Origin of the sequence: Pseudomonas sp. NFIX49, from assembly GCF_900115915.1 — a bacterium.
Classification (GTDB): Bacteria; Pseudomonadota; Gammaproteobacteria; order Pseudomonadales; family Pseudomonadaceae; genus Aquipseudomonas; species Aquipseudomonas pharyngis.
Genome location: NZ_FOYE01000010.1, coordinates 226,650 through 250,905, shown reverse-complemented (window position 1 = coordinate 250,905; position 24,256 = coordinate 226,650). Strand labels below are relative to the sequence as shown.

The following is a 24,256-nucleotide window of genomic DNA, read 5'->3' as shown; positions in this document are numbered from 1 at the left end:
GGGCATTGCGTTTTACTTGTTAAGCAGTTCCAGGCGCTCACGCACCGCCGCTTCGATCCCGGCCTCATCCAGCCCGCACTCGGCCAGCATCTGCGCCGGCTTGGCGTGCTCGACGTAAACGTCCGGCAAGCCCAGGTGCAGCACCGACTTGAGGATGTTCTCGCGGGCGAGGAATTCGCTGACCGCGCCACCAGCGCCGCCCATGATCGCGTTTTCTTCGATGGTTACCAGCAGATCGTGGCTGTTGGCAATCTCGCGCACCAGCGCTTCGTCCATCGGCTTGACGAAACGCATGTCGACCACGGTCGCGTCCAGCGTCTCGGCGACTTTCAGGGCTTCGGCCATTTGCACGCCGAACACCAGCAGGGCGACCTTGCTGCCCTGACGACGCACCACACCCTTACCGATCTCGATCGGTTCGAGGTCTTTTTCGATGGTCGCGTTCGGGCCGGTGCCGCGTGGGTAACGCACCGCCGCCGGGCCGTTGTACAGGTGGCCGGTGGTGAGCATTTTGCGCAGTTCGTTTTCATCGCTCGGGGTCATGATGACCATGCCCGGGATGCAGCGCAGGAACGACAGATCGAAACTGCCGGCGTGGGTCGGGCCGTCTTCGCCCACCAGACCGGCGCGGTCGATGGCGAACAGCACGTCGAGGTTCTGCACCGCGACGTCATGCACCAACTGGTCGTAACCGCGTTGCAGGAACGTCGAGTAGATCGCCACCACCGGTTTCGCGCCTTCGCAGGCCATGCCGGCAGCGAGGGTCACGGCGTGTTGCTCGGCAATCGCCACGTCGAAGTAGCGCAGCGGGAAACGCTCGCTGAACGCCACCAGATCCGAGCCTTCCTTCATCGCCGGGGTGATGCCCACCAGACGCGGGTCGGCAGCGGCCATGTCGCACAGCCATTCACCGAACACGCCGGAATACTTCGGCCCGCCGGCCTTTTTCGGCGCAGCGGCCGGGGCGTCCAGCGGTTCGAGTTTGGTGATGGCGTGGTAACCGATCGGGTCGACTTCCGCCGGGGCGAAGCCTTTGCCTTTCTTGGTGACGATGTGCAGGAACTGCGGGCCTTTCAGATCGCGCATGTTGCGCAGGGTGGCGATCAGGGTCGGCAGGTCGTGGCCATCGATCGGGCCGATGTAGTTCCAGCCCAGTTCTTCGAACAGGGTGCCGGGGACCAGCATGCCTTTTGCGTATTCTTCGGTACGACGGGCGATTTCCCAGGCGCCGGGCAGGCGCGACAGCACTTTCTTGCTGCCTTCACGCATGCTCGCGTAAGTGCGGCTGGAAAGGATTTTCGCCAGATAGTTAGACAGCCCGCCGACGTTGCGCGAGATCGACATGTCGTTGTCGTTGAGGATCACGAGCATGTTGGCGTCGACTTCCGGCGCATGGTTCAGCGCCTCGAACGCCATGCCGGCGGTCAGTGCACCGTCGCCGATCACCGCAATCGCCTTGCGATCACTGTTCTGCAGGCGGGCGGCGATGGCCATGCCCAGCGCGGCACTGATCGAGGTGCTGGAGTGGCCGACGCCGAAGGTGTCGTACTCGCTCTCGGAGCGGCGCGGGAAGGCAGCGATGCCGTCCTTCTGGCGCAAAGACTCCATGCGCTCGCGACGACCGGTGAGGATCTTGTGCGGATAAGCCTGATGACCGACGTCCCACACCAGCCGGTCGTCCGGGGTGTCGAAGACGTAATGCAACGCGATGGTCAGCTCGATGACGCCCAGGCCGGCACCGAAATGCCCACCGGTCTGGCCGACCGTGTAGAGCAATTCCAGGCGCAACTCATCAGCCAGGGTTTCCAGCTCGGCTTCGCCTAACCGGCGCAGGCCGTCCGGCGTGTTAGCGCGGTCGAGCAGGGGCGTGGTCGGGCGCTTGCGGGGAATCTCATGAAACGTCGTGGGCATCAGGCGAATCGTTATAGGTATAAAAGATGCGGCAGTTTACCTGATGCATCGCCCCCTGCCCACGCGTTGGTCTTTTTTGGCTGATTAGCCTTCAGTTACGCCGATCGACGATATACCGGGCCAGATCGCGCAACGGCTCGGCGGCCGCGTCAAACGGTCGCAGCGCGTGCAGGGCCTGATCGCGCAGCTCCAGCGCATAGGTCTTGGCGGCGTCGAGGCCGAGCAGGGCCGGGTAGGTCGGCTTGTCGCGGGCGATATCGGCACCCTGGCGCTTGCCGAGGGTTTCGGTATCGCTTTCGACGTCGAGGATGTCGTCCTGGACCTGGAATGCCAGGCCGATGGCCTGTGCATAAGTCTGCAGGGACTTGAGTTCATCCTTCTCGGCATGGCCGCTGGCCAGGGCTCCAAGCTTGACGCTGACTTCGATCAGCGCGCCGGTCTTGTGCCGGTGCATCTGTTCCAGCGCTTTCTGGTCGAGCTTGAGGCCGACCGAACCGAGGTCGATGGCCTGACCGCCGACCATGCCCGCCGGGCCCGCCGCGTGCGCCAGCGCCGTAACCTGTTGCAGGCGGATGTCCGCGCTCAGGTCGCTCAGACGCGGGTCGAGCAGGGCGCTGAACGCCAGGCTCTGCAAGCCGTCGCCGGCCAGAATCGCGCAAGCTTCGTCGAATTTCTTGTGGGTGGTCGGCTGGCCGCGACGCAGATCGTCGTCGTCCATCGCTGGCAAATCGTCGTGCACCAGCGAATACGCGTGAATCAGCTCAACCGCACACGCCGCGCCGTTGGCCTGTTCAGCCTTGCCGCCAAGGGCTTCACACGCCGCGTAAGCCAGAAGCGGACGCACGCGTTTGCCACCGTTCATCACGCTGTAGCGCATGGCTTCATAGAGACGCGCCAGTTCTGGCAGCGGGGCGTTGAACAGGGTTTCCAGTGCCGCATTGACCCGTGCCTGGCTGGTGGCCGAATACGCTGCAATCATTCTGGCTGATCCGCGTCGAAGGGTTCCTCGGCGAGTTCGCCATCGCGCTCCAGCAACACCTGGACCTTCTGCTCGGCCTGGGCCAGCGCCGCCTGGCAGTCACGGGTCAGGCCGATGCCCTGCTCGAAAGCGGTCAGCGAGTCTTCCAGCGACAATTCACCGTTCTCCAGACGCTCCACCAGCGTTTGCAGGTCGGCGAGGGACTGTTCGAAATCCAGTGCAGCTTTTTTGCGGGCCATGGCGGCTAATTCCGGTTGACGTTAAACCGGCGCGACACTAGCAGATAGGGGGGGTATGGGCAAATGAGCGGGCCGACGGACAAGGGTGTCAGTCGGTCAATTCGCCAGGATATTGAATCTGATACCGAGTGCTGCGTCCGCCGCCCGGAAGACGTTGCAGGCAGCCCTTTTCCAGCAGTTCCGCCAGATGTCGGGTGGCCGTGGCTTTGGAGACCTTGGCCACACTCTGGTATTGCGCTGCGCTGATACTGTGCTCGAAACCGCGCTCACCACCGTCGAGCAAACGATTGAGCACTTTGATCTGCTCCGCCGACAGCCCGGATTCCCGGTGCGCCTGCCAGAAGCGTGATTTTCCCAACACACTTTCAATCCGCGCGATGGCCTGTTGCAGACTGCGCAGCAGGGTTTGCAGGAACCATGCGAGCCAGTCGGTGATGTCCAGCGTGGCTTTCTGGCTGGATTCGAGAATCCGGTAATAGCCCGCACGATCATCGAGAATGCTGGCGGACATCGCATAAAAACGAATGGCCTGCGCTTCGCCCTGAGCCAATGCCAGATCGGTGAGGGTGCGAGTCAGGCGCCCGTTGCCGTCATCGAACGGGTGCAAGGTGACGAACCAGAAATGCGCGATGCCTGCTCGCAGCAAAGGATCGAGGCCTGCCTGATGCTGACTGGCGTCGAACCATTTGAGAAAACTGTCGAGTTGTCGCTCGAGGCCTTGTCGCGGTGGCGCCTCGAAATGCACGGTCGGGCGGTCGATTCGCCCTGAAACCACCTGCATCGACTCATCGCCGCGTAAAGCGCCGACATTGATCGCGCGCGCGAAGAATCCGTTTTCCTGTTCTGGAAACAGCCACGAATGCCATTCCAGCAGACGCTCCAGCGTCAGCGGTTCGGCGAAGCGCCGGGTCGCATCAAGCATGAGCTGCGCCAGCCCCTCGCTGCGTTGACTGACTTTGTCGCCATCGGGTAATTCCAGCCCCAGGCGCAGTGCCAGCGAAGATCGCACGGATCCGACATTCAACTGCTCACCCTCGATGGCCGAGGAGGTCACGATGTTTTGCAGCAAAGCGTCCAGCTCTGTCTGCGCGCTCAGTGAATGGCTCACCGATCCCGCCATGCCCATCAATTGACCTTGTGCCTGAACACACTCGCGCAACAACGGTGCCAGGCATTCCGCCTGCCAGTTGAAGTCGGGCCAATCAGGCTGCTGCCAGATCCATTGAGTCGCCATTAATTGCTGATCCTGAGTGCGTGAGCCGATTGGAAACGCTATTCGGCTCATTTCGTGAGCCGAATATGACGCCTAATCGGCTCATCGTCCACTGGTCGCCGTGATTCCTACCGCAAATCCAGATGTATCCGATTGTTAAAAAACTGCCGAATCGCTAACCTTCGCGCCTTCTACGACCCGACAGTCACGGGTCTTTAAGACGAAACGCAGTTTTCACCGCTGTGAAGTACCGAGGATCGGGTGCAAGGTTTCGTTCAGGCATGGCAGGAGGCATCACATGCGTTCACTTCTTTTGCTGCTGATCGGGTTGGCCTGCGCGCCCGCGCTGCTGGCAGCGCCGAGTGCGGAGCTGTCGGAGCCGGTGGGCGGCTGGCGCTATCACGGGCTGCTCGATCGCACGGAAAACCCGCAGGTCGCCTATCCCACGCCGCCCATCGATCGCGGCATCCAGCGCAATCGCACAATGATCCAGGGTCAGCTCAAGGCGATCGGGCATCTGCGCCCGCCCCACAGCCTGGCGGTGAATGGCAATCCACTTAATCTGTACACCGACGACCAGGGCCGTTTCGCCCGGCCGTATGCGTTCGGCGCCGGCTCCAACAGCGTCGAAGTGATCAGCGCCGACGGCCAGTCGCTCAAGCGCGTTCAATTCTACGAAGCCAATAACCTGCGCACGCCGGCGCGGATCCGCGTGGTGCTCGGTTGGGACGACCCTAAAGCCGAACTTGACCTGCACGTCATTACGCCTGACGGCCAGCACGCCTTCTGGGCGCGCCCGGCGATGAGCAATGGCGGCGGCCTCGATCCGGACGGTGTCGACGGCCCCGGCCCGGAAATGTTCACCATGACCGCGCCGCTGCACGGCACCTATCTGGTTTACGTCAACTATTGGGGCAACTTCGGTAACGGCGGCTATAACTTCGAGGAGACCAGCAACCAGAACGAGGTCATCACCTCGCAGATCACGCTGGTGCTCAACGAAAACACCGTCGACGAAAAACGCGAAACGTTCATCGTGCCCCTGCGGGCCATCGGTGATCTGCTGCTGGTCAAGACTTTCAACTATTAAGCATCCCGCCACGGATGAACTCGGGTTCTGGAAAGATGAGCGATAACACTGCTGCACCGGCCGCCGTAACACCTGTCGGCAAACCTTCCCGGCGCTGGCCGTTACTGGCGGTCGGGCTGTGCCTTGTCGCCGGCGTGGCGGGCGGGCTCGGCTGGCTGATGCACAAACCGAAGGCGCCGCCGGCGGAACTGGCCAGCGACAAGCTCGGCCTGAGCCGCCCGGACGCGCTGCTGGAAACCCGCTCCCTGAGCCAGTTGCCCAAGGATCTGCTGACGGTGCCGTTCCTCAAGGCCACGCTCACCGAGGACTTCGTCTTCTATTACGAAACCCACGCCGATCGTCTCGGGCTGATCGGCAGTCTGCGGCGGATCATCTACGAGCATGACCTGAAGCTGCAGGACAGCCTGATCGAGCAACTCTTCGATCAACCGGCGGATGTAGCGCTGTGGCGTGGCGCCGATGGTCGCCTGAAGGATTTCCTGCTGGTGATGGATCGCGGCGGACTGGCCAAATTGCTGGAGCCGCTGGCGAAAGTCGCGCTGGATGATTCGCAACTGAGCGTGTTCAGCACCCTGAAAATCGGTGGCGATGAAGTGCCGCTGTATCAACTGACCTACAACGCCGGCAAATCCCTGCTGTTCGCCTCCCGTGGCGACAAACTGGTGGTGCTGTCCAACCCGACCAAATTCTACGACCCGGAAGGTGGTGCTTCCGAAGAGTCCGGCCACGTCTCGCCGCAAGCTCTGGCTGCGCTGCTCAACGGCGAAAAACTGTTCCCCGAAGCGTTCGGGCTCGCGGCCAAAACGCCTGAAACCAAACAGCGCCTGTCGGTCAATTCCAGTGTCCTGGCCATGGGTTATCAGCGTTTCATTCCGAACTTCGCCGGCCTGCGTTTCGACATGGATGACAAGGGCTGGCACAGCTATCTCGCCATGGACGAACTGGAGAACCAGCCGGACTTCGATTTCAAACCGGTCTGGCAAGCCATGCCGCTGGGCGCCAGCGCCTGCGTGACCTTGCCGGTGGCCGCCGAACCGCAAAAACCGTTGCTGGTGAAACTCGGCGCCGAAGAAGCCGTGGCGCAAAAGCTCACCGAACACGTGGCCGGCGCGGCGGGTCTGTGCTGGTACGCCGATTCGCGGCTGTACACGCCGTTGCTGGTGGCCAGTCTGAACGACGAAGACAACGGCAAACTCGACGCAGATATCGGCACGCTGTTCGATTCGATGGTCGGCGCCTACGAAGGCAAGGTCGACGAACACGCGTTCCCGGTGGTCGAGAAGCAGGAAGGCCAGAGCCACCTCTGGCAGCGTCAGGTCAGTTCCAACTTCGGCCCTTACGCGGCCAAGGATGCCGAGAATCCGGACGCGATCACCGGCCGTGCGTTCATGAAAGTCAGCCTGGCGCGCCACGGTTCGACGCTGCTGTTTTCCCTCGACGACAAACTGGTCGACAAGGCCCTCGGCACCCTCGACAAACGCTTCCCGCCGATGGCCGACGTACTGCCGAAAGACGTGCTGATGCCGATCTACTTCGGCCCGGATTCGATGGCGCAACTGATCCAGCAGGAAACCCTCGACAGCCTGCCGCAGGACATGGAGCCGGTGTTCTACAACGCCGCGCAAACCTACCTGATCCCGAAACTGCGCACCCTCGGCGGCATGGGCAAATACGCCCTGACTTTGCCGGAAGGCAGCGAGCCTGACGGGCACTGGCAATGGCTGCCGCTGGAGTGGAAAGCGCTGTGACCGGACTGATTCGCAGCCTCGGCTTGCTGGCGCTTTTGCTCAGCGCCGGTGCCCGAGCCGTTGAGACTCCGGCCCTCGATCCGCAGCAGTCCCAGGTCTTTCGCGCCTGGTTCGTGCGCATCGCCCAGGAACAATTGAGCAAAGGTCCGAGCCCGCGCTGGTATCAGCAGGACTGCGCGGGGCTGGTGCGTTTCGCCGCCAACGAAGCGCTGAAAGTCCATGACGACAAGTGGCTGCGCAGCAATGGCGTGTCCAATCGCTACCTGCCGCCGGAGCTGGACCTGAGCGCCGATCAGCGCAAGCTCGCCCAGCAATGGCAGCAGGGCGGCGGCAAGGTCGGGCCCTACGTCAACGCGATCAAACTGATTCAGTTCAACAGCCATCTGATTGGCCGCGACGTGTCCCAGGCACGGCCCGGCGATCTGATGTTTTTCGATCAGGGCGACGACCAGCACCTGATGATCTGGATGGGCCGCTACATCGCCTATCACACCGGCACGACCACCCCAACCGACAACGGCATGCGTTCGGCAAGCCTGCAGCAACTCATGACATGGAAGGACACCCGATGGATACCCGACGCAGCCAACCCCAACTTCATCGGCGTCTATCGACTGAATTTTCTCTCCCAATGACCGGTGCCCGCATGCTGCGTTTACTGCCTTTTCTGTTGCTGTTGACCCTGCCGTTTTCGGCCGTGAATGCCGAAGACACCGTGGAGCCAAGCGGCTACACGCCGGTGTCCGGTGAAAGCTTTTTCCTGCTGGCCGACAGCAGTTTCGCCGCCGACGAACAGGCGGTGGTGCGCCTCGAAGCGCCGGGCCGTGACTATCGTCGCTTCCGTATGGAGCCGTACGGCGGCGCCGATATCCGGGTGTACAAGATCGACAAGCCGCTGGACTTCCTCAAGCGCCAGAAGAACCTGCACCGCGTGGTCAGCGACGGCCAGTTCAAGGGCGAAGGCCTGTCGAACACCCTGGCGTACCTGTGGGACAACTGGTACCGCAAATCCCGTCGGGTGATGCAGCGTGCGTTCTCCTACGAGTCGCGCCAGCAAGTCACCGAAGAGGTGCCGGAGCTGAAAATGGGCAACGCCATCGCTGCGCCGACGCCGTACGACGCGCAACCGCAGTTCGCCCTGATTCCGGGTCTGCCGGTGGTCAGCCAGTTCCGTTATCCGCTGTGGCAAGCGAAGCCGATCCAGCCGCCGACCGGCGTCAATCTGGCCGGGTCTTCCAGCGAGTTCGTCAGCGTCGCGCCGGGTAACGTCTACATCCCGTTGGGCAATCTGAAACCGGGCCTGTATCTGGTCGAAGCGCTGATTGGCAAGTACCGCGCGACCACCATGGTTTTCGTTTCCAACACCGTGGCGGTGAGCAAGATTGCCGGTGATGAATTGCTGGTGTGGGCCGCGCGCAAACACGAAGGCAGCTCGGTGCCGAAGGTCAACGTGCTGTGGACCGACGGCCTCGGCGTGATGAGCAGCGGCGCCACCGATACCGATGGTCTGCTGCGCCTGAAACACGTCAGCCCGGAGCGTTCGTTCGTGATTGGCGAGGACGAAGAGGGCGGTGTATTCGTCTCGGAAAACTTCTATTACGACAGCGAAATCTACGACACCAAACTCTACGCCTTCACCGATCGGCCGCTGTATCGTCCGGGTGATTGGGTGTCGCTGAAAATCGTCGGCCGTGAATTCAAGAACGCGCGGGATTCGGTATTGCCGGGCGCGGCGGACGTCAATGTCAGCGTGCTCGATGCCACCGGCACCGAGTTGCAGCGCCTCGATCTGAAACTTGATTCCAAGGCCGGCACCCAGGGCCGTTTCCAGTTGCCGGACAACGCCGTGGCCGGTGGTTACGAGCTGCGTTTCAACTACAAGGATCAGGCCTACAGCAGCGCGTTCCGTGTGGCCGAGTACATCAAGCCGCACTTTGAAATCTCGCTGAATCTGGCCAAGCAGGATTACCGCACGGGCGAGCCGGTGAAGGGCAGCCTGGTGCTGCTGTATCCGGACGGCAAACCGGTGGCCAACGCCAAGCTGACCCTGAGCCTGCGTGCCCAGCAACTGTCGATGGTCGACAATGAGCTGCAATACCTCGGGCAATTCCCGGTGGAGCTGACCAGCACCGAACTGACCACCGACAGCAAGGGTAACGCGACCCTCGACCTGCCGGCCGCCGACAAACCGAGCCGCTACATGCTCACCGTGTTTGCCAGCGACGGCGCGGCGTATCGGGTCAAGACCACCAAGGAAATCCTCATCGACCGCGGCGCCGCCAGCTTCCGCCTGAGCGCGCCGCAGCGTTTCAGCGCGGTCGGTGACAAAGTTGCGTTCAGCTACGCCAACGAGGGTGGCAGCGAACAGGCGCAGGCCGTTGTGCCGAGCAGCTACAGCTGGGTGCGCCTCGAAGACCAGACCACCGGCGAAGGCAAACTGGCGGCGAAAGACAAAGGCTTCAGCGTCGCTTTCGATCGCCCGGGCACCTACAACCTGTCGCTGAAAGATCAGCACGGCCGGGTGCTGGGTGCGACCGGTCATTCGGTCACCGGCGATGGCGTCAAGGCTGTGCCGGGCACCGTGGAAATCGTCCTCGACAAACCCGAGTACAAGGCCGGCGACGAAGCGCTGGCGCTGATCACTTTCCCGGAACCGGTCAGCGATGCACTGCTGTCGCTGGAGCGCGACAAAGTCGAAGCCACCGCGCTGCTGGCCAAGGGCGGCGACTGGCTGAAACTGGAAAAACTCAGCGACACCCAATTCCGCGCACGCATCCCGGTGAAGGACAACTTCGCGCCGAACCTGACGTTCTCGGTGCTCTACACCAAGGGCGGTCAGTACAGCTTCCAGAACGCCGGGATCAAGGTTGTTGCGCCGCAGATCGACGTGGCGATCAAGACCGACAAAGACACCTATCAGCCGGGCGATACCGTGACGGTCGATCTGACCACGCAGTTCGCCGGCAAGGCAGTGCCGGCCCACCTGACGGTCAGCGTGGTTGATGAAATGGTTTATGCGTTGCAACCGGAAGTCGCGCCGACCATCGACCAGTTCTTCTACCACCCGCGCCGCAACAACGTGCGCACCAGCGCCAGCCTGTCGTTCATCAGCTACGACGTGGCGTTGCCGGGCAGCACCGGCGCACCTGGCAAGGCCAACCGCAGCGAGCGTGGGGTGAAAGTGCTGGAGCGGCCGCGTCGCGAAGACGTCGACACCGCTGCATGGCAACCGGAGCTGCTGACCGACGCCGACGGCAAGACCCGCTTCACCTTCAAGATGCCGGACTCGCTGACCCGCTGGCGCATCACCGCGCGGGCGATCGCTGACGACGGTCAGGTCGGGCAGAAGAAGCAGTTCGTGCGTTCGGAAAAACCGCTGTACCTGAAGTGGAGCGGCCCGAGCAAATTCCGCAAGGGCGATCAGCCGCAACTCGGCGTGTTCGCCTTCAGCCAGGCCGAGAAACCGGTCAAGGCTGAGCTGGTGACGCATTACGCCGGTACCGAACAGCGCCTGCCGGTGACCCTCAACAACGGCATCAACTACCTGCCGCTGCCGGCCTTCGCATTGGCCTCCGGCAAATGGACCGCCGAACTGGTGCAGGACGGCAAGACCGCCGACGCCCTCGCGGTGCGCCTGACCGCCACCGGCGAAGGCTGGCAAGTAACGCAGACCCAGAGCCTCGATGTGGCCAGCGGCGACACGCCGTTGAGCCTGCCGGCAGACGCCACCGATATTCGCCTGCGTCTGGATGACAGTCCGCAAGCGCTGTTCCGTTCTGCCCTCGATGACCTGCTCAGCTATCCGTACGGCGGCGTCGAACAGACCGCCAGCCGCTTGCTGCCGCTGAGCATCGCCTATCCGTCGCTGGCGTCGAGCCCGCAGATCCGCGACCGCTTGCGCCTGATCATGCAGAACAGCCGTCTGCGTCTGGTGCAAATGGCCGGGCCGTCGGCGAGCTTCACCTGGTGGGGCTTCGATGGCGAGCCGGATGCGTTCCTCACCGCTTACGCCTATTACGCCGACTGGAACGCCAGCCAGGTGCTGGATCTGACCTTGCCGCCGGAGCACTGGCAGCGGGTGCTGGAGGTCTACGCCAAGCAGGCGCCGAACACGCCATTGCTGCAACGGGCGCTGATCCTGTCGTTCGCCAAGCAGATGCATCTGCCGGTCAACACGCTGCTCAGCGGCTTGATGGACGATCTGGCCAAGGCCGGGGAAGGCAATGCCGAGACCCTGATGGACGATGGTGAAGACAGTCTAGTGATGGGCGATCCGGATTCGGCGCTCGGTCTCGCGGCGGCGCGGGTCTTGGCCGCATCGTTGGCCACCCAGTCGAAAGTCGCTTTGCCGGACGCGTTCAATCGTCAGCTGGGCGCTGCGCAACAGCGCTTGTCCGTCAGTTCGCAGCCGTTTGCCGAAGCGCTGAACCTGTCGCTGCAACCGTTCGATCAGGCTCGTGCGACAGCGTTGTTGCAACGCCTGTTGCCGCAGCAATCGACCCTCGAACGTGCGCTGGCGCTGACCTGGCTGCAACGCAGCATCGCCCAGGCATCACCGACCATCGCGCTGGCACCGGGCGAAGGCTGGAAGAAAAACTATGGCGCGACCGGCGAGATGTACTGGACGTGGCAGGGTGCTACGCCGGTGCCGAGCGTGTTGTCGGTATCGGGCACTCAGGAGCGTCCGTTGCGCGCCGCGCTGAGCTTCCAGACCCAGCAACCGGCGGTCGATCCGATGGCCGTCACTATCACTCGTCGCCTGTCGCGTCTGGTGCCGGGTGACGAAGCCTTCACCTTCAAACTGGAGCCGGTCGGCACTAAACCGCTGTCCAGCGACAGCCTGTATCTGGACGAGGTGATCCTCACCAGCAAAGCACCAAAACCGCTGCGCTACGGCATGCTCGAAGTACCGCTGCCGCCGGGCGCGGATGTCGAGCGCACCACGTGGGGCATCAAGTTGCAGGGCAAGGAAGGCACCGAGCCCACTGCGCTGGAAAAAGCACGGTTCGAACCGGGTCAACTGGCCTACGCGGTGCCGGTGGATGCGCTGAGCGGTGAATTGCGCCTGCGGCATCTGGTGCGGTTCTCGCAGAAAGGCCAGTTCAACCTGCCGCCGGTGCGTTTCACTCAGGTCTACGCGCCGCAGCATCAAGCCCGCGAAGCGAAAGCGGCCCTCGGTCAGGTCACGGTCAACTGACATGACCCGGCTGCTGGTCTGGCTGCTGATGTGTGTGATTCCTGCGCTGGCGACGGCGCAGGATGAGCCGTTGCGCGTGGCCTACAAGGGTGAGTTGCTGTCGCTGAACACCACACAACTGACTGCTCGCGAGCCGTTGCCTTCTTCGCTGGAGACACCGCTGGGCAGTCTGTGGAAGGTGTTCGTTTATGCGTGGCTGGTGGATACCGGTGCGCGGGAACCGGCTTATGAATGTCGTGGGCAGTCGAAGGAAGAGGTTTATTGCTGCACGGCGGGCGGGAAGATCGAGCGTGATCAGGCGCTGGTGAAATCCTGCGGGTTGTATTTCGAGCCGGCGCGGTTAGGCATGACCGCTGGCGAATGGAAAACCTATTGGCAGGCGCGACAGGCGCCGTCGTGGTTGCTGGATTTGCCATCGGTGCAACCGGCTACTCGGGTTTCCGTGGCTGACTTGCTGAAGGTTCTGGCTTTGCTGCCGGCTCAGGAGCAGATGCGTCGGGTGCTGCTCGATGTGGTGCTGAACGCGGCGGACGGCAATGTCGTCGGTGAACTTGGCGGACGCTTGCGGGTGAAAACCTGGAGCTGGCTTGGCGATCAGGACCCGCAATCACGTCAGGGCGGGTTCGCTGGATGGACGGCGGATGGCTCACCGATCTGGGCCGGTGGCCGGGGCACCAGTCAGATGGTTCTGCGGCATTACGGTGCTGCGTTGGCTACGGTGTTGCCCGCATCATGGCCGGCGGAAGCGGGGCGTTGTGTTGAGGTCGGACTGTTCTCGCGATATCCGGTTTCGCGGGTTCTGGCCGGTAATCAAGCGGTGACCTCCGGCCCGTTGCAGGGCGATTACCGCGTTGAATTCGCCAACGGCAATGCGCTGGATATCCACAGCGACGGCGAACTGTTTCTGCTCAACGACAAACTGGTCGCCCGGCTGGATCGCGAGGAGTACGTCGCCCGTGTGCTGGAGCGTGAAGCCAAACCTGAACCGGCCGAAGCCGCGAAAGCGTTAGCCGTGGCGATCCGCACGTATCTGCTGCAAAACGCCACGCGCAATGGCGAATGTTTGAGCATCGACGACAGCAGCACTCGCCAGCGTGTTGCACCGCGTCCTGCTTCCGCCGAATCCCGCAACATCGCCGCATGGACGGCGGATCTGGTGTTGGCCGGCAGCACCGTCACCTATCACTCCGATCAACCCGGCCCCGACAAACTCGCCTGGCAGCAAGCCGTCGAACAAGCCAATGCCGGCCAGCGCTACGACGCGATTCTGCTGCACGCCTACCCGCGCGCCAGCCTCAGCCGCTGGGACAACCCGGTGGCGTCCTGCGAAGCACTGCCCGCCGCGCAGGACTGGCTGCAAAAACAGCGGCGCGGCTGGCGTCCCAGGCTGGAAAGCGAAACCGGCTACAACGAAGTCAGCACCTTCGCCGTTTGCAAACTCGCCTTCGGCCGCCCCTTCGTCGACCGCGAACGCCAGCGCATCTACGTGCGCGGCGTGCTGTCCTTGCAGGATCGCCTGGACCTGACTCACGAATACCTGCACCTGGCCTTTGAAGCTCACCCCAACGGCCAGGATGAAACCTATATCGAAGGGCTCGCCCGTCACCTTTTGCTGGAATAGACCATGACACTCCGTTATCCACAGGTCTTGCTGTTGCTCTGCGCGCTTAATGCATTGCCAATGGCGATGGCTGCCGACAGCGTCAAACTCGACACCCCGGTCGGCGGCTGGCGCAGTGGCGCGCCCGAAGGCGAGGGCGAGAGCTTCCGCCAGACCGTCAACTACCCGGCCTCCTCGGTGAACACACCGATCGGCCAGGCCAACACCGCCCGTATCAGCGGCGAAATCAAAGCCACACCAAAAAACAAAGAGCCCGGCCGCCTGATCGTCAACGGCGTCAGCATGCCGCTGAAAATCGACGACAGCGGCCGCTTCGACCGCCCGTTCTCCTTTCCCAACGGCAGCAACAGCGTCGAAGTCCGCAGCCCGGACGGCCAGCAACGGCACCGCACGCAATTTCTCAACACCAGCGGCGGCGCTACTCCGGCGAAACTGCGGGTGTTGTTGGCGTGGGACAGTGACGGCACGGACCTCGATTTGCACCTGATCACACCCGACGGCGCGCACATCTGGTACGGCGACCGCGTCGCCCCCAATGGCGCTGCTTTGGACGTCGACGTGACCACCGGCTACGGCCCGGAAATCTTCGCCATGCCGGCGCCGATCAAGGGGCAGTATCTGGTGTATGTGAATTATTTTGGTGGTGGGTATCGCGGGGATGATGAGGGTGGGGAAGAGGCGGTGCAGCCGCTGACGACCGCGCAGGTGACGGTGATTACCGAGGAAGGAACGCCTAGCGAGAAGATGGAGACGTTCCTGGTGCCGATGCGGGCGGTGGGGGAATTGACGTTGGTGAAGTCGTTTAGTTATCCCTGAGCAGAAGCCTGCTCAGGGATGCATTAGAAGCCGGGCGGAATATAGCCGGGCACGAACGGGACGTTGATGCACTTCCCGTGAATGATCTTCCCGTCTTCAATCCTGAACAGCACGATCTTCTTGGCCTTATTGACGGTGGCCTCCAGTTTGCAATCCGAACTGTGACCGACCGTCTCGTAGTACTCGGTGTAAACCATGCCGTTGCCGGTATGGTTCATTGAAGTCCCGGCCGCTTCTGTAGTGGTCCAGCTGGAGGATTTGAACCAGGTGAGAACCGCCAGATTCTCACCGTTGGCACCGGTCTGTTTTTTCATCGAGTCAGGTTTGCCGAACAGGTCGAGTGCTTCCTGGACATCGCGTCCTTCCCAGCGAGACTGAGCAATCAGGTGGCAGCCATGCAGCAGCAATAGTGTGGGTGTCAGCAGCACCGCCAGTAACGTTTTAGTCCATTGATTCATCATGCGTTCCGCCGCTTACTTGTTACCGAGGATCGAATCCAGGTTGTCCATCATCTGCCCCTTCTCCTGAATCGGTGCCAGCTTGAAGAACATCTGTTGCATGCCCTGAATCATCTGCAAGGGCTCCATCTTGCCCAGCGCGATCATGTCCTTTTTAGCGGGGGAGCAAACAAACTCGGCGGCGCGCTGTACCCAGAACTCCTTCGGTTGTTGCCATTGGTCGTTAACTTTCAGGTGCCGCATCATGTAGGCAATGCGATCTATGGATTGCCCATTAAGAAAGCGGACCTTGTTCGTGGAGCACTGCACTTCGAGGTTGTAGGCATCGATCATCTGTTTGCCGGGTTCTTCATACACCAGCGTCACGGCCACCAATTTCGCACCCTTGGTATGGTTCGACGGCACGACTGAAGTGCTGTCGGCTACATACATGATGTTCTTGTTGGGAATGCCGTTGCCGTAAATGATCCACCAGTCACCGACGGGGTTCGGTTCTTCTGCCTGCGCGCAAGTAGTGGCGGTCAGAAGTGCGGTTGCTAGAACAAGGGATTGATTGAGTTTGAAAAACGACGACATGGTGTTGCTCCATTCCTTGGTGCTTTTGCAATGCACAAAAACAGAATGGAAATTTAGTGGCGAGGTTGGGTGAGCGGCAATTAGGGCGGATGTGCTAATGGCTTATTGCGATGGTTCAATAATCGCCTGAGCCGTCTACTCATTGCACGTGCCAAGCGGACAGGCAAACTCGCATTTATTGTCTGCGTCAGGCCGCTATTTTCGGGCTGAAACTGCTGGAGATCAGGCGATTAATCGCAATTTCAAGAGCTTGATCATCGAATAGTTTATTTTTGCGCACCGCAGCTCCACCCCCGCCGTCCCAGTTTCTCAGTGCTTCACGTACCGCAGAAACGGTCGGAACAACCCCTTCCTTAATCAGCAACCAATCGACGGTCGCGAGTAATTCCATTCCGAAGGGGGATTCAAAGCCATCGATTAATTCAGCTGTGCGCTCTAAAGCTTGGGAATATTCCCTGGCTTCAGTCTTTAGGTAGGTCTGCAAAAAAGCCTTGCGATCTTGATCAAACCAAATCACATCGGTGATTTCCGCATCACTGATACGCTTGTCGCAATGTAGATAGCTACCATCCAGATTGTTGAGCAGATGCTCCAGTCGATTGGCGTATGGCCCGAATTTATGAGCGATAAATTTCAGGTTTAGCGGGTTCTCTGTACTTGGAAGTTTTTCAATTGCCCGCTCAAGAAACCAAGCCAGTTTTTGAATCTCGAGCAGACTGCATTCCATGCCCAACACCCAATAGCGTCGAACCAGTTCAGCGATAAGGGCACGGGCCGGCGTGAGCGTCTCTACACCGTTGCGCTTGGCGACATTCAGATATTGATTGGTCGGCTCGAACACCAGCACGTCGACATCCAGATCCCCCAAAACCTCAACGATCTGTTCGCGGACTTCAGGCCAACTCAATCCACCGTTACCAGCACCCAGTGGCGGGATAGCGACGGATTTCACGTCATTCTCAATTAGAAAACGACGCAGGTCGTGCAGACCTTCTGTTATCCAGGCCATTTGCGAAGGTGAACGCCAGTGACGTTTGGTCGGGAAATTGACGATCCAGCGAGGTCCTTCAAGTTCGTTGGTGGCGGTCACGTGCATCTTGCCGGTTTCAACTTCCTTGGCCTTGCACGCCGCTGCGTACAGGCGATAGTTCTGTGCAAAGCGTTCTTTGAACATCAGCGCGATGCCTTTTCCCATCACGCCCACGGTGTTCACCGTGTTGACGAGGGCTTCGGTCTTGGCTTCCAGCAGGTTGCCTTGGGTAAATCTGATCATTGGAAATACCATTTGGGACGCGCATGGACAGACAACGTCAGGCCTCGAGCGGCGACGTCTTGTTCTATGCGTTCTTTCATTGCATCGGTGTGGCACATGATGCCCAGTAGTCCCGTAATCGGTAAGTGATGGTGGATCAGCGCTTCCGCTTGATAACGCTCTATTTTACGAGGGTCATCAGGATCGCGCTTGAAGTCGCGCCGTTGAAGGATAGTCCAATCGATCTGGTCGAGATTCGCCAGATCGCTGTAATAGTCTGTCCAACTCGGATAGGCATGTGCGTTTGTAAAGACAAACGGTAGGCCGAGCTCTTCAACGCGATGGAGGCTTGAGACCAGAATGACGATCTCGTCATTGCTGCGTTGCTGCACGCTCCACCCGGAGTGGATGTTCTGCATCATCACCGAGAAGGGCGTGAAATAGAAGGGCACGTAGTCGGCCAGGACGCCTTCGGGTGCGATAGGCACCTGACGGGAACGGCGCTTGTCGATCAAGTCGACGTTGCCGATGTTCACGTAATGAGGTGCCTGTACTTCCGAGTTTGCGCAATGCAGGCCGTTGTCCAGAATCCAGGGCAGGTTATCGCGATGGACGATACGCCAAATCAGAGCTTTCTCTGGATTCAGGCTGGTGTAGTTCATTGATAAAACATTCTCTGATTCACGCTGGTCTGCACATTAACATCCGCTGCCTGCAATTTAGCTACGCAAAGTGCATCGACTTCTTCGCTGGGGGTAAAGATTTTGAAGAAGGCCTCAGGTTTAACAACCCCCGGTGCGAGGCACTCGGCCATGCAGATGCTTTTGCAATGAGGGTCCAGGTAATCGCGACTGCTCATGACATCCCACTCGATGGCTTCGAAACCCTGTTCGTAATCAAGTAGCTGTATTGAGTCGCCTGCTAACGGGTGGCGTGGAATGATTTTCCAGCCGTATTGCCTGGCCGTTGATCTGTAGACCGAGATCAGTACAAATTGGGCCTCTGGCCTGTTGCGCTGGACGCTTCCGTCAAATGGATTCTTCGCAAACCAGTGGAAGGACACGTAATTGTCGAGCTGCAGAGCCTGCCGCTTTTTCAGGATTTCAGCATCTGCGACGTCTTTGAAACCCGAGAGGCCAGCGCGAGGTTTCAAACCATCCTTGAAAATTCCATCCAGGTTTTCAACTGAAGTGAGATGGTAGAGAAGCTTCTGATCCTTGATGCTTTTAACGTCCGCCATAGTGGTCTCCTTGACCTGCACATCAACCTAAACTGGATTCAGTTCCGGCCTCGCCCCGTGCTGATGTAACCCTCGATCCGTAGGGGTTGGTAGAACAATCGCTGTGATTCTAGTGTGCCATCACTTTTGGCCACAAGCCCACTAAGGAAATTGGTTAGCAGGGTCAAGCAGCAACACGCCCGAACTCACTCTTCATCAAAATAATCGCGATCCAGCGTCGGCAACCGCAACAAACGCGATGTCACGCCCACCTCATGATCCATCATCAGATGCACCAGTCGCGTCCCGTCTACCAGCACAATACCGTCCACCGATTTGGCGAAGTCGACGGCGCGCGCCGTAAAACCAGAGGTGGTAATGAACACACCGCGCTTGGCCTTTTGTCCTGCGAGCGCGCCATAGAACGCCTGTAACTCAGGTCGGCCAACCGTGTTCTGCCAACGCTTGGCCTGTACGTAAACCTTCTCCAACCCCAATTTATCGAGCGAGATAATGCCGTCGATGCCGGCATCACCGGAACCTCCGACACGTTGCAAGTCGTTGCGACTGGCGCCGTAACCCAAGCGATGAAGAACATCCAGCACGATTACTTCAAAACGGTTAGGGCTTACTTGCAGCAAGTTGTCCAAAAGGTCGGCCGCCGTGGCATCGCGTAATTCCTTAAGCGCTCGCTCCAGTCGGTCGTCGGGGCTCTCGGTGGCGGAGGCTAGATCGGGCTCCACATTTGGTTGGTCATCCAGTGGCTCGGCGTCAGGCGCGACTTTCAGCTTCACATTCATGTAGCCGATTGCTATGTGCTCCACATCCGTGGTCGACAGTGGAAATGCATGCTCCTTGGCGTACTGCACGCCTGCGTCGGTCAACTTCCAATAACCGCGTTTGGCACTGCTGGAAAGACCTGCGCGCTTGAGTCGATCGTGCGCCCAGCCTGATCGGTTCTTGTAGGTAGCCTGACCACTGGCGATCAGTTCTTCGCGCTGAGCTTCACTCAGTTGCAGCATTTTTGCTGCTGATTCATGAGCGTCCCGAGCGATTGCACCCTCGGGTTTTGTGGCGAGAAAGCGAAGGATCGGCTCAATGAACTGATCGTAGGTTGGAACGGACATGGGCGCATCCCTGTGCTGAAATTGTTTTCGTGCCGATCGGATGGCGATTGTAAATCAACGGTGGATATGGAGGGCTTCGCGACTAAAGCGTCTGCAGGTGAAAGCGTAAGTCGCTATGTCAGTTTCACCATCAATCCGCAAAAACACCGCAAAGCGCATTGCCTTGGTAACCATGAACGATCGGTCCCAACATCATGAATGGGCCGCAAGCGTAGAAAGGGGATGGGACTTTTTGCTGCGAGTCGAGCAGAACGGCTTCGTTTCCGAACTCGTCGTTGCCGAAGGACTGCTCGAAATACGATGTGCACACCGGTAGTTTCAATGGCACCGGAATGATCAGTGCCCAAACGGTGATCCCGCACCATTCCCGTGTAGGCGTCGACGTGACCGTTCTGCTGATTTGCGGTGTGATTGATCGATAGCTTTGCGCTTTGTAAGCGTCTGTCTTGACGGTTGTTTTTTCCGGGAGCGATACGATTGCTCCAACACATCCTGAAAGACAAAGGCACGAGGCAGCTGTCAGGCCAACTGATTTCATGTTTGAAGTGATGGTTTTGGGCATCAATGTTGAACGTCCTTGTGGGGTGACTTGAGCAATCTAAGTTGCCGTCGCTTCCAGCAGGTGGGGCTCTGTTATGCGATGAGTTGTGCAAGCACCATTACACAGCGCTCTGCCCGTAAACCGACCCCCGGCCGGTTTTTCAGCAGGCATTAAAAAGCCGGCTTGTGGCCGGCTTCTCGGGGACTGGCTTGGTTTATTTTTGGTAAACCGCGCCAGCCTTCAAAACGTACATCCGGATCTTGCGTCCGGCTGCGGGACTTGGTCAGACAGTGGTCTGCCGCGTCAGGCGTCATCTGGGCCGCTTGGCGGGTCGATGCGCGAATGTGGGGCGCAGGATACTGAGTTTTGTTGGGGATTCCCAGTGCGAAGTGCGGGATAGAGCGTTCTATCCAGGAAAAATCCCGTATTTGTACCGACTATCCGGGCCGGTTGCCCCTCACGACAGAAGCTGGCTCAGAGAAACGGCACCACCGGCCGCCGCTTGCCCAGCGTCGACCACCAGAACACCCACCCCAATACATGAATCCGCTGTTCCTCAATTTGCGCCGCGCGGAAGATCTCGTCCGGGTATTCGGCGCTGTTGTGGCTGCGCAGGCGCAGGGCGTTGCCGGGCATGCGGTGCAGGTATTTGATGCGCAGCATGCCGTCATGTTCGATGGCGTAGATTTCGCCGTCCACCACCTGGGTGAGGCCGCGGTCGATGGCGAGGGTGGAGCCGTCTTCGATTTTTTCGGCCATGCTGTTGCCGATCATTTGGGTACAGATGGCATCGGTGGGGCGGATTTCCAGGGCTTCGAGGTGGCTGCGGGGCAGGCGAATGGTTTGGTCCGGGTCCTTGATGACGTGGGTCTTGTCGGAGCCAGGAGCAGTCGGGGCTTCCTTGTAGAGAGGCAGTTCGATGTCGTTGGTTTCGAGCACCGTGTAGACGCCGCGAATGGCATGGGCATCGAGGATGTCGCCCGAGTCCGTATGCAGGTGCGGGGCCTCTTTCGGGCCTTCGCCGGTCTTCAGCCATTGGCTGTTGACGGACAGCAGGCGTGCGACCTCTTCCAGGCGGTACGCGGGTACGCCCCGGGTGTACCAGTTATGAACGTTTTGGGCTTCCGTGCCCCAGAACTTTGCGAATCCCGTGGTGGTGATGTTCGCAGCTTCCAGGAGTGCCTTGAATCTTGGACCGCTAGTGTTCTTTCTCATAAACACGAGTCTACGGCCGGCCTAGAGCGGTTTGAATAAACCTTGCGTTCAAAATCAGGGCAAATTTTGCGACGGGATGTAAGACGTCCTTGTGGGAAATTACACACACTAAAACTTTTCTGTAGGCCGACATAAACAAGCTGTTTAAGCGCCTTTCGGGCAGGCACAAAAAACCCCGGATCAACCGGGGTCTTCTTCAAGCGTGTCGCAGGTCGTGAGGCTTAGCCTTTGTAGGCAGCAACCGACTTGGTGATCGCTTCGCGGGCGGCGTCTGCGCCCGCCCAGCCTTCGATTTTCACCCACTTGCCTTTTTCGAGATCCTTGTAGTTCGCGAAGAAGTGCTCGATCTGCTGGATCAGCAGGGCTGGCAGGTCGGTGTATTCCTTCACATCCACGTACAGCTGGGACAGCTTGTCGTGTGGGACTGCGATGACTTTGGCATCGCCGCCGCCGTCGTCGGTCATGTTCAGGATGCCGACCGGACGCGCGCGGATCACCGAACCTGGAGCAACCGGGTAAGGGGTCACGACCAGCACGTCCAGGGGATCACCGTCGTCAGCCAGGGTGTTCGGGATGTAACCGTAGTTGGCCGGGTAGAACATCGGGGTGGCCATGAAACGGTCAACGAACAGGCAATCGCTGTCTTTGTCGATTTCGTATTTGATCGGCGCGTGGTTGGCCGGGATCTCGATCGCGACGTAGATGTCGTTCGGCAGGTCTTTGCCAGCCGGAATCTTGCTGTAGCTCATTGGGCGTTGCCCCCGTTAGTTGACCAAAAACACTTGGCCGGATTGACCAAAAAGTGGCGGCGATTATAGGCATATTCTGTCGTGGACGCCATGTACCGGAAGTCGTGCAGACCTTTACTCGTGAGCCTGATAGACCGGGTCGCTGGCCTGAAGTTGCTTCAGGCGGGTCAACGGATCCTGGCGGTAGAAAAGCTGCAGCTGCGCATACACCTGTGGATAAGCGTCGTGCAGCAGATCCGGGGCGCTGAAGAAGTACTCGCTGGTGACGGCGAAGAACTCGGCCGGGTTCTCGGCGGCATACGGGTCGATGGCGGTTTCGGCGTCAGGATGGCGGTCGAGCTGGCGATTGAGGTCGTCGTACGCTGCCTGCATCACTTCGGCCCAGTCGCTGACCCGCATGTCGGCGTGCAGCGGCGGCAGGCCGTTGGCGTCACCGTTGAGCATGTCCAGCTTGTGCGCCAGTTCATGGATCACCAGGTTGTAGCCTTCCCAGCCACCACTGGCCATCACGCCGGGCCAGGCGAGGATGATCGGCCCTTGTTGCCACGCTTCGCCGCTGTGTTCGCCGTCCCACTCATGCTCGACGCCGCTGGCATCGCGATGGCGCTGGGGGCTGAGGAAATCGTCGGGGTAGAGGACGATTTCGTGGAAACCCTGATACCAGTTCAGATCGCCAAGATGCAAAAGCGGCAATTGCGCCTGGGCGGCGAGCAGCAGGCGTTGTTCCTGGTGCAGCTCGACGCCGGGCAGGGCGGTCAGGTGTTTGTCTTCGAGGAACAGCACGCTGGCTTCACGCAGCCACTGGTCTTCAGCGGGCGTGATGCCATCGAGAAAACTCAGGTGATGGCGCACCCGCTGCCACAGTTCGTCGGCAATCGGGTGCCTGGCCAGAATGCGCCGGCGGCGCCAGGCGCTCAGCGACCACATCGGCTTAGTGCGATTGGGCTTTGGTGCCGCCGAAGCGGCTGCGGACTACACCGATAATCATCGGGACCAGCGACAGCAGGATGATGCCGACCACCAGCAGCGACAGGTTCTTCTTGATGAACGGCACGTTGCCGAAGAAATAACCCAGCGTCACCAGACCGCCAACCCACAGAACGGTGCCGAACACGCTGAAGCCGAAGAACCGCGGGTAAGGCATCTTCGCGACACCGGCGACGAACGGTGCGAAGGTGCGGATGATTGGCAGGAAGCGCGCCAGGGTCACGGTTTTGCCGCCGTGCTTGTCGTAGAAATCGTGGGTCTGTTGCAGATAGTCGCGGCGGAAGATTTTTGAGTTCGGGTTGCTGAACAGCTTTTCACCCGCCGTTCGTCCGATCACGTAGTTGGTACTGTCGCCGAGAATCGCCGCGAGCATCAGCAAGCCCGCCAGCAATACCGGGTCCATGCCGCCGCCCGCAGCGACCGCGCCGGCGATGAACAGCAGCGAATCACCCGGCAGGAATGGCATCACCACCAGGCCGGTCTCGCAGAAGATCACCAGAAACAGGATGGCGTAGATCCATGGCCCGTAATTATTCACCAGCAGGTCGAGGTAAACGTCGAGATGCAGGACAAGATCGAGCGGGTTGAAATCCATGGAGGCACCTGTGGTGACGGCCTGACTCGGCAGACCTGTGCGGATGACTTCGTGTAAGCCTACAAGCGGGTGTAGTTTTTCTTACAAGCCGGAAAGATCGGGATTATACGGGCAGAGGGGTGAAAAGCGCGTTGGTTTTGTAGCGGGGGATGTCGGTGTGAAGAAATGTCGGGTTGGCATTCATTTTGAGGAGGGAGTCTGCTCCCTCCCCGCAGGGCACCCCGCGATCAGAGTTCTTCGCTGATCGGCAGCACGTAGTTCTTGAACTCGGTGTCTTCCTTGAACCCGATGGATTCGTAGGTTTTCTGCGCCACTTCGTTGTCGGCGCTGGTGGAGACGCGCATGCGCACGGCCTGGGTTTCCTTGGCCATTTTCTTCGCGGTGCGGATCAGGTTGTCGGCTACCAACTGGCGGCGGGCGTCCTCGGCGACATAGATGTCGTTGAGAATCCACACGCGCTTGAGCGACAGCGAGGAAAAGCTCGGGTAGAGCTGGCAGAAGCCCATGAGCTTCTTGTCGTCGTCATCGGCCAGGGCCAGATAGATCACCGATTCCTTGCGTCGCAGGCGCTTTTCGAGAAAGGCCCGGGACGAGTCCGGATAGGGCAGGGAGCCGTAAAACTCGCGGTACTTAACGAACAACGGGGTCAGCAAATCCAGGTGTTCGAGGGTCGCTTGGATAATCCGCATGGTAGGTCTCGTCCTTCAAGTGGCTGTCTTCACG

General features: G+C 60.0%; 22 protein-coding genes. 6 read left to right on the top strand and 16 right to left on the bottom strand.

The features are described 5' to 3' along the window. Positions 1-12 precede the first annotated feature (12 nt). From dxs to BMZ46_RS26680, 4 genes are all read right to left on the bottom strand, one after another. Entirely contained in the window at positions 13-1,911 is a 1,899-nt protein-coding gene (gene dxs / locus BMZ46_RS26695; protein WP_074691623.1) for a 1-deoxy-D-xylulose-5-phosphate synthase, read from the bottom strand. 91 nt (positions 1,912-2,002) lie between these two features. After that, a complete protein-coding gene (gene ispA, locus BMZ46_RS26690) occupies positions 2,003-2,890 on the bottom strand; it encodes a (2E,6E)-farnesyl diphosphate synthase (protein WP_074691621.1) in 888 nt (295 codons plus the stop codon). Next, a complete protein-coding gene (locus BMZ46_RS26685) occupies positions 2,887-3,129 on the bottom strand; it encodes an exodeoxyribonuclease VII small subunit (protein ID WP_007894317.1) in 243 nt (80 codons plus the stop codon). Before BMZ46_RS26685 ends, ispA begins: the two co-directional genes overlap by 4 nt. 88 nt (positions 3,130-3,217) lie before the next feature. After that, entirely contained in the window at positions 3,218-4,363 is a 1,146-nt protein-coding gene (locus tag BMZ46_RS26680) for a Fic family protein (protein WP_074691619.1), read from the bottom strand. Between the two features lie 277 nt (positions 4,364-4,640). On the opposite strand from BMZ46_RS26680, the gene BMZ46_RS26675 reads away from it, so the two are divergent. From BMZ46_RS26675 to BMZ46_RS26650, 6 genes are read left to right on the top strand one after another with little or no spacing between them, the layout of a single operon-like run. Then, a complete protein-coding gene (locus tag BMZ46_RS26675; protein ID WP_039771904.1) occupies positions 4,641-5,432 on the top strand; it encodes a YfaP family protein in 792 nt (263 codons plus the stop codon). Between the two features lie 35 nt (positions 5,433-5,467). Beyond that, positions 5,468-7,180: a DUF2138 domain-containing protein gene (locus BMZ46_RS26670; RefSeq protein WP_074691617.1), complete on the top strand. Its 1,713-nt coding sequence runs from the start codon at positions 5,468-5,470 to the stop codon at positions 7,178-7,180. Further along, the gene (locus tag BMZ46_RS26665; protein ID WP_041475438.1) at positions 7,150-7,815 is read left to right on the top strand and encodes a DUF1175 domain-containing protein; all 666 of its coding nucleotides are present in this window, start codon (positions 7,150-7,152) and stop codon (positions 7,813-7,815) included. Before BMZ46_RS26670 ends, BMZ46_RS26665 begins: the two co-directional genes overlap by 31 nt. Further along, the gene (locus tag BMZ46_RS26660; RefSeq protein ID WP_074691615.1) at positions 7,812-12,377 is read left to right on the top strand and encodes an alpha-2-macroglobulin family protein; all 4,566 of its coding nucleotides are present in this window, start codon (positions 7,812-7,814) and stop codon (positions 12,375-12,377) included. The genes BMZ46_RS26665 and BMZ46_RS26660 overlap by 4 nt, the downstream gene beginning before the upstream one ends. 1 nt (position 12,378) lies before the next feature. After that, positions 12,379-13,998, top strand: coding sequence for a DUF2300 domain-containing protein (locus BMZ46_RS26655; RefSeq protein WP_074691613.1), 1,620 nt, complete (start codon positions 12,379-12,381; stop codon positions 13,996-13,998). A 3-nt stretch (positions 13,999-14,001) separates the two neighbouring features. Then, positions 14,002-14,814 (top strand): YfaP family protein, encoded by an 813-nt coding sequence (locus tag BMZ46_RS26650; RefSeq protein WP_039771899.1) that lies wholly within the window; start codon positions 14,002-14,004, stop codon positions 14,812-14,814. Positions 14,815-14,837: 23 nt separating this feature from the next. Here BMZ46_RS26650 and BMZ46_RS26645 read toward each other — a convergent pair whose 3' ends face one another. The 12 genes from BMZ46_RS26645 to BMZ46_RS26590 form a co-directional block, all read right to left on the bottom strand. Next, complete coding sequence (locus BMZ46_RS26645) at positions 14,838-15,272, bottom strand: hypothetical protein (protein WP_039772002.1); 435 nt, start codon at positions 15,270-15,272, stop codon at positions 14,838-14,840. Between the two features lie 15 nt (positions 15,273-15,287). Further along, on the bottom strand, positions 15,288-15,848 hold the full coding sequence (locus BMZ46_RS26640) for a hypothetical protein (RefSeq protein WP_074691611.1): 561 nt from the start codon (positions 15,846-15,848) through the stop codon (positions 15,288-15,290). 187 nt (positions 15,849-16,035) lie between these two features. Further along, positions 16,036-17,121: a type II toxin-antitoxin system antitoxin DNA ADP-ribosyl glycohydrolase DarG gene (locus tag BMZ46_RS26635; protein WP_039771896.1), complete on the bottom strand. Its 1,086-nt coding sequence runs from the start codon at positions 17,119-17,121 to the stop codon at positions 16,036-16,038. Continuing rightward, positions 17,118-17,762 carry a type II toxin-antitoxin system toxin DNA ADP-ribosyl transferase DarT gene (locus BMZ46_RS26630; protein WP_074691609.1) on the bottom strand — a complete coding sequence of 215 codons (645 nt, stop codon included), beginning with the start codon at positions 17,760-17,762 and terminating at the stop codon, positions 17,118-17,120. Before BMZ46_RS26630 ends, BMZ46_RS26635 begins: the two co-directional genes overlap by 4 nt. Then, positions 17,759-18,340 carry a DarT ssDNA thymidine ADP-ribosyltransferase family protein gene (locus tag BMZ46_RS26625; protein ID WP_074691607.1) on the bottom strand — a complete coding sequence of 194 codons (582 nt, stop codon included), beginning with the start codon at positions 18,338-18,340 and terminating at the stop codon, positions 17,759-17,761. The genes BMZ46_RS26630 and BMZ46_RS26625 overlap by 4 nt, the downstream gene beginning before the upstream one ends. A 185-nt stretch (positions 18,341-18,525) precedes the next feature. Further along, positions 18,526-19,446 (bottom strand): restriction endonuclease, encoded by a 921-nt coding sequence (locus tag BMZ46_RS26620; RefSeq protein WP_074691605.1) that lies wholly within the window; start codon positions 19,444-19,446, stop codon positions 18,526-18,528. A gap of 130 nt (positions 19,447-19,576) precedes the next feature. After that, the gene (locus BMZ46_RS26615) at positions 19,577-20,008 is read right to left on the bottom strand and encodes a hypothetical protein (RefSeq protein ID WP_080770657.1); all 432 of its coding nucleotides are present in this window, start codon (positions 20,006-20,008) and stop codon (positions 19,577-19,579) included. A gap of 453 nt (positions 20,009-20,461) precedes the next feature. After that, positions 20,462-21,202, bottom strand: a complete 741-nt coding sequence (locus BMZ46_RS26610) for a S24 family peptidase (RefSeq protein WP_039771890.1) — start codon at positions 21,200-21,202, stop codon at positions 20,462-20,464. 221 nt (positions 21,203-21,423) lie between these two features. Continuing rightward, the gene (gene ppa, locus BMZ46_RS26605) at positions 21,424-21,951 is read right to left on the bottom strand and encodes an inorganic diphosphatase (RefSeq protein WP_007990564.1); all 528 of its coding nucleotides are present in this window, start codon (positions 21,949-21,951) and stop codon (positions 21,424-21,426) included. Between the two features lie 114 nt (positions 21,952-22,065). Further along, complete coding sequence (locus BMZ46_RS26600) at positions 22,066-22,878, bottom strand: M90 family metallopeptidase (protein ID WP_074691603.1); 813 nt, start codon at positions 22,876-22,878, stop codon at positions 22,066-22,068. A 4-nt stretch (positions 22,879-22,882) separates the two neighbouring features. Beyond that, positions 22,883-23,533: a DedA family protein gene (locus tag BMZ46_RS26595; protein ID WP_074691601.1), complete on the bottom strand. Its 651-nt coding sequence runs from the start codon at positions 23,531-23,533 to the stop codon at positions 22,883-22,885. 227 nt (positions 23,534-23,760) lie between these two features. Next, entirely contained in the window at positions 23,761-24,222 is a 462-nt protein-coding gene (locus BMZ46_RS26590) for a GNAT family N-acetyltransferase (RefSeq protein ID WP_074691599.1), read from the bottom strand. Positions 24,223-24,256 lie beyond the last annotated feature (34 nt).

What these genes read in the sequence shown, in the direction of transcription:
- dxs (WP_074691623.1), bottom strand. Translation starts at nt 1,911, where the DNA reads ATGCCCACGACGTTTCATGAGATTCCCCGCAAGCGCCCGACCACGCCC.
- ispA (WP_074691621.1), bottom strand. Translation starts at nt 2,890, where the DNA reads ATGATTGCAGCGTATTCGGCCACCAGCCAGGCACGGGTCAATGCGGCA.
- BMZ46_RS26685 (WP_007894317.1), bottom strand. Translation starts at nt 3,129, where the DNA reads ATGGCCCGCAAAAAAGCTGCACTGGATTTCGAACAGTCCCTCGCCGAC.
- BMZ46_RS26680 (WP_074691619.1), bottom strand. Translation starts at nt 4,363, where the DNA reads ATGGCGACTCAATGGATCTGGCAGCAGCCTGATTGGCCCGACTTCAAC.
- BMZ46_RS26675 (WP_039771904.1), top strand. Translation starts at nt 4,641, where the DNA reads ATGCGTTCACTTCTTTTGCTGCTGATCGGGTTGGCCTGCGCGCCCGCG.
- BMZ46_RS26670 (WP_074691617.1), top strand. Translation starts at nt 5,468, where the DNA reads ATGAGCGATAACACTGCTGCACCGGCCGCCGTAACACCTGTCGGCAAA.
- BMZ46_RS26665 (WP_041475438.1), top strand. Translation starts at nt 7,150, where the DNA reads ATGGCTGCCGCTGGAGTGGAAAGCGCTGTGACCGGACTGATTCGCAGC.
- BMZ46_RS26660 (WP_074691615.1), top strand. Translation starts at nt 7,812, where the DNA reads ATGACCGGTGCCCGCATGCTGCGTTTACTGCCTTTTCTGTTGCTGTTG.
- BMZ46_RS26655 (WP_074691613.1), top strand. Translation starts at nt 12,379, where the DNA reads ATGACCCGGCTGCTGGTCTGGCTGCTGATGTGTGTGATTCCTGCGCTG.
- BMZ46_RS26650 (WP_039771899.1), top strand. Translation starts at nt 14,002, where the DNA reads ATGACACTCCGTTATCCACAGGTCTTGCTGTTGCTCTGCGCGCTTAAT.
- BMZ46_RS26645 (WP_039772002.1), bottom strand. Translation starts at nt 15,272, where the DNA reads ATGAATCAATGGACTAAAACGTTACTGGCGGTGCTGCTGACACCCACA.
- BMZ46_RS26640 (WP_074691611.1), bottom strand. Translation starts at nt 15,848, where the DNA reads ATGTCGTCGTTTTTCAAACTCAATCAATCCCTTGTTCTAGCAACCGCA.
- BMZ46_RS26635 (WP_039771896.1), bottom strand. Translation starts at nt 17,121, where the DNA reads ATGATCAGATTTACCCAAGGCAACCTGCTGGAAGCCAAGACCGAAGCC.
- BMZ46_RS26630 (WP_074691609.1), bottom strand. Translation starts at nt 17,762, where the DNA reads ATGAACTACACCAGCCTGAATCCAGAGAAAGCTCTGATTTGGCGTATC.
- BMZ46_RS26625 (WP_074691607.1), bottom strand. Translation starts at nt 18,340, where the DNA reads ATGGCGGACGTTAAAAGCATCAAGGATCAGAAGCTTCTCTACCATCTC.
- BMZ46_RS26620 (WP_074691605.1), bottom strand. Translation starts at nt 19,446, where the DNA reads ATGTCCGTTCCAACCTACGATCAGTTCATTGAGCCGATCCTTCGCTTT.
- BMZ46_RS26615 (WP_080770657.1), bottom strand. Translation starts at nt 20,008, where the DNA reads ATGCCCAAAACCATCACTTCAAACATGAAATCAGTTGGCCTGACAGCT.
- BMZ46_RS26610 (WP_039771890.1), bottom strand. Translation starts at nt 21,202, where the DNA reads ATGAGAAAGAACACTAGCGGTCCAAGATTCAAGGCACTCCTGGAAGCT.
- ppa (WP_007990564.1), bottom strand. Translation starts at nt 21,951, where the DNA reads ATGAGCTACAGCAAGATTCCGGCTGGCAAAGACCTGCCGAACGACATC.
- BMZ46_RS26600 (WP_074691603.1), bottom strand. Translation starts at nt 22,878, where the DNA reads ATGTGGTCGCTGAGCGCCTGGCGCCGCCGGCGCATTCTGGCCAGGCAC.
- BMZ46_RS26595 (WP_074691601.1), bottom strand. Translation starts at nt 23,533, where the DNA reads ATGGATTTCAACCCGCTCGATCTTGTCCTGCATCTCGACGTTTACCTC.
- BMZ46_RS26590 (WP_074691599.1), bottom strand. Translation starts at nt 24,222, where the DNA reads ATGCGGATTATCCAAGCGACCCTCGAACACCTGGATTTGCTGACCCCG.